The organism is Variovorax sp. WDL1, assembly GCF_001541225.1.
Taxonomy (GTDB): domain Bacteria; phylum Pseudomonadota; class Gammaproteobacteria; order Burkholderiales; family Burkholderiaceae_C; genus Variovorax.
The window spans coordinates 1-8,670 of sequence record NZ_LMTS01000147.1 but is presented as its reverse complement, the minus strand read 5'-3'; the positions used below and the strand labels follow the sequence as shown (position 1 = coordinate 8,670).

The window sequence follows — 8,670 nt, the reverse complement described above, 5'->3', positions numbered from 1 at the left end:
GGCAACGAGGCCGTGCCATGAAGGATGCCGCCTCGACCGCGCAGCGGGAGCAGAACCATCGCCAAGGCTTGATCGTCGGCACCATCACCTTACCGTTCCGGCTGCTCGGGGTGCTCATTGGCTCGCTGCTGTTTTCGATCGTGGTGGAGTGCGCCGGCATGCACCTGTTCTGGAAGGACCAGGGCTGGCGCCACTCCCAGCAGATGCTGCGGTACGAACTCGGGCACCTGTCCAACCACTTCACGCGCAGCGTGGTGGTACAGGAGCCCGGGCGCACGGCGCACGAGTTGGTGGATACCGGGTACGAGTGGGTGTTCGTGCGCTCGGGGTTGCTGGAGCGCATGAGCCAGACCGCCGAGCGCGTCCGCGCGCCCAGCCACGGGCAGAGCCGCAACTTCCGCTACTACATCAGCCAAGTCTATGTCTGGGCCGAAAGCTACCTGATCGCTGCGGCCTTCACGACGCTCACCTTCCTGGTGCGCCTGCTGGTCCTGGTGCTCACGCTGCCGCTGATCCTCACGGCGGCATTCGTCGGCCTGATTGACGGCCTGGTGCGACGGGATGTGCGCCGGTTCGGCGCGGGCCGCGAATCCGGCTTCATCTACCACCGCGCGAAGGCCAGCCTGATGCCGTTGGCCGTGCTGCCTTGGGTCACCTATCTCGCTCTGCCCATATCGGTGCATCCTCTGGTCATCCTGCTGCCCAGCGCGGCGTTGCTGGGGATGGCAGTCAGCCTGACCGCAGGCAGCTTCAAGAAGTACTTATGAGGTGACACGGGCGGCACGGCTCTGCAAAGCCGTGTGCCGTTCATCGGTTCTGCAGGGTATCAAGAGCAGCATCCAACGCCGTAACCGCCTCGACGACCGTTCTTACCGTCGCCCGATCAAACTCATGATCGCGCTGAGCGTCGTGCACACCGCTATTGAGGTAACCCCATTCAATACTCGTACCGCTGACATTGAGCAGCCGGACCAACGCCCCTACGGCATCCGGCGCACCCGCATGTTGCGCCGCGATACGCTCGACGGCCGACCGCAACTTGGTGCATTTATTGTTCAGCTCCCAAGGCGCGCGGGGCCCGCTCAGCTTGATGTCGATCCGGCCGTCCGCCCGCCGACCCAGCCACGTCCACAGGCGGTCCGTCAGACTCTCCAGCGCCGGCCGGGCCTGACGCAGTGCCTCGCGTTTCTCGTCAGCCGCCAACGCCTGCTGGGCCAGAAGAACATAGTTCTTCGCTGGCGGGTCGCTGTCGACCCGCAGTTCGTGCTCTCCCTGATGCGGGAGAAACTTGTAGCGCTTAATGGCCGCGGCGCGGCGCACGCCCAACTCCTGCTGGATGCGGTGCAGGAACTCCTCTGCGTGCGAGGTGAGGATAACCTGCTTGCCGTGGAGCAAACCGTCCTCGAAGAAGGTACGCCAGATGCCATCGCGATGGTCGTCGTCGATCGCGTTGACGACGTCATCGAATATGACCACGGGGCAGCCCTGCGCGAGGTTCTTGGCAAGCAGAATCGCCAGGCCCAGGCATTTGATGTGCCCTTCGCTGAAGACGATCAACGCGTCGTAGCGCGCGCCCGGCTCGCCGGCGAACTCCACCTCGATCTTGCCGTTCTCGACCACGGGCAACCACAGCGCGTGCAGCAGATCGCCGGGCGGATCGGCCCGGTTGAATGCGTTGTAGAGATGGCGGGCTTGGTCTCCCAGCCCCTGTAGCAGAACCCCCGGCAGAGCGGTTAGGTATGCCTGAATCTCGGGCAGGAAGCCGTCGTAGGCGGCCTTGACCCGCTGATGGTGCACCACCACCGGCATTTCGTCCGTGGCCGCCTGGATTAGGCCGCGGTTCGCGTCGTCGAATTGGGCCACGGTTTGGCGGGCGGCCGCCAGCTCCTGATCCGCAGTCGTGCGCATGGTCCGCAGCCGTTCGATCTCCAGCTGATGCTGTTGCAGGCGGTCCCGCTCCTGGGCCATCGCGCCGCGCTGGGCATTCACGTCGCGCGCCTGCGCGTCGAAGCCTTCGATGATCTGTGCGATCCGTAAGAGGGCTTGCCAGGCGCGCTGGTCCCCATTCACCCCGCCGCCGAGCCAATTGCCCGCCGACGTGGGAGGCAGCAGTGGCAGGCCCGCGGCCTGCGATTCGGCAGGACAAGCGACCCCAGCCGCCGCCACCACGCGGCGCATTTCGTCACACAGCGCTCGGACCGCCTCGCTCAACTGCGTCCGATGCCCGGCCTCCTGCTGCTGCAGGACGGCCAGTTGCGCGAGCTGCTCCAGGCCCATTCGCGCCCTGGCGAACGGGTCCTGCGCCACGGCGGCCAGTTCGGTTCCACATGCCGGACACGCGGTCGCCCCGTCCGCCAACGCTTGCACGGCCTCGTAGAGCTTCGCGTACGACACCTCGCCGGCGCGGGCCGCGAGTTGCGCGGAAGACGCTTGCCACAGTCCCTGGACGCGGTAGGCCTCTGCCAGCAACGCTTGCAGGCGGGCCTGGGTCACCTCGTGAATGGCAGGCGGGTTGGCGTCCAGCTGAGCCTGGACATACGGTAGCCGTCCTTGCTGCTGCGGCGTACCCAGCAGCCAGTCCACGCAGGTTTGATAGGTCGCGCCAGGTGACATGCGCTGCGCCAAAGCTTGTTCCAGGCCCTCGACCGCTGCGATCTTCTGCGGGTAGGCGGCGATGGTCTGTTCGGAGTTCGCCAACTGCAGGCGACGCTGCGCCAGCTGCGCCGCCTGCACGCCGGCAAGCATCAGGTCCTGATCGAGCGAGGGGTTGAAGCCGCGCACGAACTCGCTGAACTGGTCCACGCCGAACAGGGTGGCGATGAGCTGGCGCTCATCGCTCGGGGTCCGCGCGGCGATTCGGGCGAAATCGTCGAGGCGGTTCTTCTCGATGAAGCAGAAGCGATACTCAGCTTCGTCGGGCTGGACGGCCTGCGCCTCGCCCGCCGCCGTAGACGACAGGACTGGCGCGATGTGGCGGCGCAGGCGAGCGTTGTTGCAGTACGTCCGCTGGTCGACCCGCTTGGCCTGCGCTTCGCTGATCGAACCGAGCATCGCCACTTCCAAGGCTTCGCAGAAGCTGCTCTTGCCGGTGCCGTTGGCACCGTAGACCAAGGTGATGTCATGGCTGAGGTCGAACGTCTCCTGCCGCATGAATCCTCGAAACGGCCCGACTTCGAGCTGGTGCAGTCGCCCGAGCGCCGGCCCGTTTTCGGGGCCGCGCGCGTCCCCGTCGTAGGCGACAGGCATCTGCGCCAGATGCGCGATGGCCAGCGGCGCCAAGCGCGTGGAGCGCCCCCGGCGTGCAGCACCGACCTCGGCCAGTGGCTGCAGGTGATCGAGCACCAGGTGCGCCAGCCGGCGCACGTCGTCGTGCACGTGCCGCTGCGTCAAGTGCGCCAGGAACCGGTGGTACTCCGAACGTATGCTTGCCACAGCGACCCCTCACTTGGTCAACCACTGACCGTAAGCCTCCACATCGATCATGGGGACCGTTCCACTGAACTGAAGCTGCGCGATCAGCTTGAAAAGAAACGCGGTCGCCGGCTTGTTTTCGTTGGTGTAGCTGTACGCGCCGCTGGCTTGGTCATAGAAAAAGTGCCCGTGGGCGGCAACGCATCCGATGTCCAGACGCCCCTCGGTGAGGTTTGCGTTCAGCGCCTTGTCCATGGATGGGCCCAATGCAGGACTCCATTCGCTCTCGAAGGTGAGCAAGCCACCCAGAATCGGAATCAACGGCTTCGCTGGGTAGGTCCCGCCAGCGTGCGGGATCGGCAGGCTCGTGCGGTGCAGCCTGCGCACACTGGCGACCTTCTCCTGGGCATAGGCCACAAGCCCCGCGTCAGCCGTCTGCTTGGCCTCGAACACGGCGTACACGCTTTCGGCTGGAATGATCGTCTCGTTCTCGTAGGTGAAGATAAAAGGCGAATATTGCCGATCAAACACCACCACATCGATCTGCTGGCTGAAGTTCCCCAGGCTGTCCACCACATGCGCCTTCGCCGCCTGGTACCGTTTGGGCAGATAGGTATCCAGCATGTCGATCCAGACGTTCTCGCTCGCATCCCCCTTCGTACCCGGGTGACCGAAGGTCTTGCGTACTACGGACAAGCGCTGCTGGATGTCTTCATGCAGGGACGACAGGAGCTGGGAAAGCGACCACTGGGACATGCTGTACCTCGATGGGACGTGTATGGAAGCCGATGAAATCAGGACAGTGGGAACTTGGGGCCAAACAGTGCGCGCCAGGCGCGAAGCGCTTCGATATTGCGACCACGACGCGCGTGGTCGATGGCGATGCTTGCGTCCTGGCTCGCCTGGAACAGCAGCTGCTGCGCGCGCTGCTTGCGCGCGGCATCCATATCGTTGCTGATCGCCGGGCCAAGTCCGGCGGGATCCGGCCACTCGTCATGAACACGATCGGCAAGCGTGGCAAAGAACGACTGGATCTCGCGATCGAACGATCCTCCCCAGCCGCCGTAAAGACACTCAAGGGCCATTACCTCGATCAGGAACGAGGGCTTCACCGGCTTCTGATCGCCGTGCTTGGGATTGTTGTTCCAGTACTTCACCATGCGCACGAGACCTTTCCACTCATTGCCATAGGCTTGGTGCGCTGCGGTCGCCTTGTCCTTATGGATCTCCGGGTCCGTCTTGATCCACTTTCCGGACGCCGTATCGGGGATCTCATACTGGTCGCCGGTGTCGAATGCGGGCACCGCATCCACGCTGACCACCCGGTAGTCCGTGTTGTCCTCCGCGTCGATGTGAACACCGAAATCCACGTTGATCGAGCGCGCCTGTTTGCGCACGGCCGCCGAACCGTATTTCTCCACCAATGCAGAGTGGAAATCATCCAGCACTACCGATGCGGCCTTGCCGTGGTAATGCTTCTCCGAGTCCTTCAGCACGAAGAAGATGTCGATATCCTTGAGCGGCTTCGTCTTCGTGTATCGAGCATAGGACCCGGTCAGGAAGCTGCGCGCAATGCCGAACTTGGTCTGCAGGTAGTCCCGCACTTCGTTCTGGCGTTGCGAGGCATTCTTCTGTTCGCGTTCGTTGAGTTCCAGACGCGACTTGAACTTGCGAAAAGCTTCATCGATCGACAGCATCAGCGTTGCCTCCAATATCCGGCCTGACCCGCCAGGCCGCTGTGTTCGACAGTCGAGCCTAGGCTCTGCTTGACCATTCCATCCGTCGAGCGATAACTTCCTTTGCTCCACCCCTCCACATCAGGCCGCCCTGGCTTTGTATCGAGCATTAACTTGTACTTGGCCTGCGATGGCAGCAGCCCAGCTTTCTTGATCGCGTACTTCAACTGCTCGGTATCTGTCCAGAAGCTGCCGTCGCCATCGGACCACCCATACACGATGTCGATATCCCATCGGGTCACGAGTTTGTCGGTTGCCGGGTTGTAGATCTCCAGAATCACCTTGCGCAGATCACCGGTCCCGAGCCACGTCTTGATGGCTCGGGTATTGCTCTCCCAGCGATCCGCGAAGTGCTCGGGGTCCAGCCCACTGAGCAGGATGATGTCTTTCAAGCTCTTGAGGATGTTGTCGGTCACATAGGTAACCGAGTGCGTGTACGAGTAGGTGGCGACGGTGCTCATGACTTGAGGAAACCTCCGAGGTCGAGCGACAGCGCTTGTCCAGCATCGGCCTGCGCCTGCGTGGCAATTCCTTGGCTCAAGTCCCGTGCAATGATGCGAGAACTGTGCTTTTTGAGCGCGGTTTGCACCCAGCCGAGCTGCTCCTTCGGACACGGCAGCGAGACTCCCCAGTCTCCCTTCAACGGCTCGAACCCCAAGACTTCTTCGTTGGCATCATCACCATCGATCGCGTCTTCGTCGAAGAGGCAGTAGATCCTGGTCCGTGGTCCATCGCATGTCGCAACGATGGGCGCGCTCTTGGGTGCCTGGTCGGCGATCAAGCTGGCGGCCACGCCCGCCACGGCCCTGAGTTCAGAGCGAGCCGTGCCGTCCTTGCCCTGAGTGAGCAGTTCGACAATGGCATCCCACGTCTGCAACGCATCGCGGTGCGGCGAGCTGCGAAACGTCCGGCTGACAACGGTGGTCATTTTTGCTTCCCTCCTTGAAGGCGCATTTGCGTTGCCTGTCGTATCGCACTGCGCAGGTGCTCTACGGAAAGCTTGTTCGGATCGATAGCCACTTGCGGGTCGGCCGCGAGGGCGTTGGCTACGACCTTGCGAATGGCCCGACCATCCAATCCGACGCACTCGCCAGCGCACGCGTCGAACTGGTGAGCCGAGGAAAGCTTGCCAATCCCCGGAAATGTCTTTGCCAGGCCATTCAGGCAGTCCACCAGGATCTGCTTGCAGGCATCCTTGCCGGGCAGTGGCACCTCCATCACCATGTCGCAACGAGATAGGAAGGCACTGTCGACGGCCTGTGGGAAGTTGCTGGTGGCCACGAACAGCAGATGCGGGTTGCGTTCGGCCAACATGTCCAACTGCACCAACACCGCGTCGGTGGCCCGGTGCACATCAACCGGGTTGGCTTCCAGGCTGAGCTTGGCTCGATCAGCCGCAAGCGTTTCGACCTCGTCCAGAAGGACGATCGTCGGGCCCGCCGCTGCGGATTCTGCGATCGATTGCGAGAACAGGTCTGCCACGGCGCGTTGAGTCTTTCCCATTGCAGAGCTCGTCAGCGTGTGAGGCTCTACTTCCAGCAATCGAAACTTCGCAGAAGAAAAAGATTCGGCCACACGATGCGCCAAGCCCCGTGCCAAGGAGGTCTTCCCAGTCCCCGGCGGGCCGACCAACAAGATCACGCCGTGCAGGGGGAGTACCGTGCGCTCCACCTTGGGGCGCACCGTGAAGTTGACGATCGCCTGTGACAGCAACTGCTTCTTGAGAGCTTCGTCCATGACGATGGAATCCCACAGGGCGCCCAGCGACGTGTCCGGCAGCTTCCAGCTTCGATGGATGCCTTTCGGCAAAGTGGCGTCTGATGAAGGATTCTTGGTCATCCGTGGCTCTCGGCGGGTCAGAGAATGGTGCGATAGGTCGCCAGCACCTTGGTCGTTTGCACAAGGCCTTGGCGCAGCAGGATTTCGAGATAGCGGTCCACCTCGATCGGCGGATGCTTGAGTTGGGCACGCTGGCGCTGCGCAGCCGACACCACGGCGGCCGCGTCCCAGATCCAGTAGGTTGTCCACAAACTCATCGGGGTGCTGCGATTCGATGCCGTACGGAGCCAGCAGATCGTTCGGGAAATCCCGTTCGTTGAACGTCACAATCACGCTCGCACCGCAGCGAATCGCCGCAGCCAGGACGTGCCGGTCGTCCGGATCGGGCAATGTCAGGCCTGCCACGAGCGCTTCGTAGCCCTCCACCAAGCCGTCCGGAATTGCCCGGTCCATGAGATCCGACGTCCTGTCGACCTGAACCCGGGTGAGATCGGGGCGGTTGATCAACAGGTTGCGTTTCCACTCCTCATGAATGGCTTGGCTCCACCGCGCCCGGAAGCGGCCAGACAGGCCGAGCCACATCAGGAAATCCCGCAGTGGCGCGGGATATAGAACGCACGCGTCGTAGACGGCGGTGAATGGGGAATGCCTCATTCGTATCCCATTCCCAACTCTTGCGACTGCTGAGCGAGTTCGGCCATCGCCTGCTCACTGGCGCGCTCGCGCGCTTCCTTGTACTGCATCAGATCGGCGAACCTCACCCTGCGGTGCTTGCCGGTGCGATGAAATGCCAACACCCCATCTTCGAGCAGCTTGACGAAATGGGGACGGGACACGTTGAGCAAGTCCGCCGCCTCTTGGGTCGTCAGCTCTGCATGGACGGGCACCACCTTTACTGCATTGCCATCGGCCAACTCGGCCAGGATGTCGACCAGCAGGCGTAAAGCCGAGGTAGGCAGTTCCACCTGATGAGCCTGTTTGTGGTCATCAAAGATCTGGATGTGCTGCGTCTCGAACTGGGTTGCGAGGTAAGCCGCCAAGGCACGTTGACCCTGGACGGCTGCCTTCACCTCTCCCGCGGCGGGAAGGGTCATCTTGGATTGGGCAGTGGCGGTGGTCATGGGTAGCTCCTAAGCGAAAACGGTTGCAGAGCCGATCATATTCGAAATACTCGAAAAACGCAATAATCGAAGCGCGACCCGGGCTTTTGTAGGTTCGCTCGCAGCATGCCCAATCCGGTCGTCCGCCAGTTCCTATTGTTTGCGGCCTGAAACAGCCCTGATCTCCACGATCACCCCATTGCTGATCACACAGGAATGGCGCGATGGTGGCTTCGATCTGGCTGCGCGCCGCGCATCGCGGCGTGCCCACTTTTTTCGTGACGGCCCTCGTGCTGGGCCAGTCCCCGATGGCATTGGCCGAGTCCCCGGCGCAGCGCCAGGAGTTGGTCGCCGCGCTGCGCCAGCTCGACGCGCTGGAACGCACCGTCGCGGACAGCGCCGCGCATGCCCCCATCCAGCCGGGCGAGCGCTACCACTTCGATTACCCACGGCTGCTGGCTGACCTGGCGCGCGTGCGCGCCGGCATCCAGTTCCACCTGACGCCATCACACGCTCAGCCGCGCGACCCCTCCGAACTGGCCGGCGACTACCGCACCGAGCGGGCCGCTTCGCCATCGCCGAAGACGACTGCGGAGGGCGAGCAATGAACGGCGCCCAGGTCTCGGCATTTCAAGCCAACAGCG

At 62.9% G+C, this 8,670-nt stretch carries 9 protein-coding genes and 1 pseudogene; 2 read left to right on the top strand and 8 right to left on the bottom strand.

Annotated features, from left to right (window positions below; all coding sequences use genetic code 11):
* The first annotated feature begins 17 nt into the window (after positions 1-17).
* Positions 18-767, top strand: coding sequence for a TIGR03747 family integrating conjugative element membrane protein (locus tag APY03_RS19520; RefSeq protein WP_003109778.1), 750 nt, complete (start codon positions 18-20; stop codon positions 765-767).
* 40 nt (positions 768-807) lie between these two features.
* Here APY03_RS19520 and APY03_RS19515 read toward each other — a convergent pair whose 3' ends face one another.
* The 8 genes and pseudogenes from APY03_RS19515 to APY03_RS19480 form a co-directional block, all read right to left on the bottom strand.
* Positions 808-3,432, bottom strand: coding sequence for an AAA family ATPase (locus APY03_RS19515; protein ID WP_068679207.1), 2,625 nt, complete (start codon positions 3,430-3,432; stop codon positions 808-810).
* A 9-nt stretch (positions 3,433-3,441) separates the two neighbouring features.
* Positions 3,442-4,167: a CBASS effector endonuclease NucC gene (gene nucC / locus APY03_RS19510; protein WP_003050273.1), complete on the bottom strand. Its 726-nt coding sequence runs from the start codon at positions 4,165-4,167 to the stop codon at positions 3,442-3,444.
* Positions 4,168-4,205: 38 nt separating this feature from the next.
* A complete protein-coding gene (locus APY03_RS19505) occupies positions 4,206-5,108 on the bottom strand; it encodes a CBASS oligonucleotide cyclase (protein ID WP_003105624.1) in 903 nt (300 codons plus the stop codon).
* On the bottom strand, positions 5,108-5,608 hold the full coding sequence (gene cap7, locus APY03_RS19500) for a type III CBASS phage resistance system CD-NTase-associated protein Cap7 (protein ID WP_003090159.1): 501 nt from the start codon (positions 5,606-5,608) through the stop codon (positions 5,108-5,110). Before cap7 ends, APY03_RS19505 begins: the two co-directional genes overlap by 1 nt.
* Positions 5,605-6,075: a type III CBASS phage resistance system CD-NTase-associated protein Cap8 gene (gene cap8 / locus APY03_RS19495; RefSeq protein ID WP_003105626.1), complete on the bottom strand. Its 471-nt coding sequence runs from the start codon at positions 6,073-6,075 to the stop codon at positions 5,605-5,607. Before cap8 ends, cap7 begins: the two co-directional genes overlap by 4 nt.
* A complete protein-coding gene (cap6, locus tag APY03_RS19490; protein ID WP_003105629.1) occupies positions 6,072-6,986 on the bottom strand; it encodes a CBASS system CD-NTase-associated protein Cap6 in 915 nt (304 codons plus the stop codon). Before cap6 ends, cap8 begins: the two co-directional genes overlap by 4 nt.
* Positions 6,987-7,003: 17 nt before the next feature.
* A pseudogene (locus APY03_RS19485) lies at positions 7,004-7,580 on the bottom strand (PIN domain-containing protein).
* Positions 7,577-8,047 (bottom strand): helix-turn-helix domain-containing protein, encoded by a 471-nt coding sequence (locus tag APY03_RS19480; RefSeq protein WP_003050245.1) that lies wholly within the window; start codon positions 8,045-8,047, stop codon positions 7,577-7,579. Before APY03_RS19480 ends, APY03_RS19485 begins: the two are co-directional and overlap by 4 nt.
* 203 nt (positions 8,048-8,250) lie before the next feature.
* Between APY03_RS19480 and APY03_RS19475 the strand changes: the two genes are divergently transcribed.
* Positions 8,251-8,634, top strand: a complete 384-nt coding sequence (locus APY03_RS19475; protein WP_068679204.1) for an integrative conjugative element protein, RAQPRD family — start codon at positions 8,251-8,253, stop codon at positions 8,632-8,634.
* The last annotated feature ends 36 nt before the right edge of the window (positions 8,635-8,670 follow it).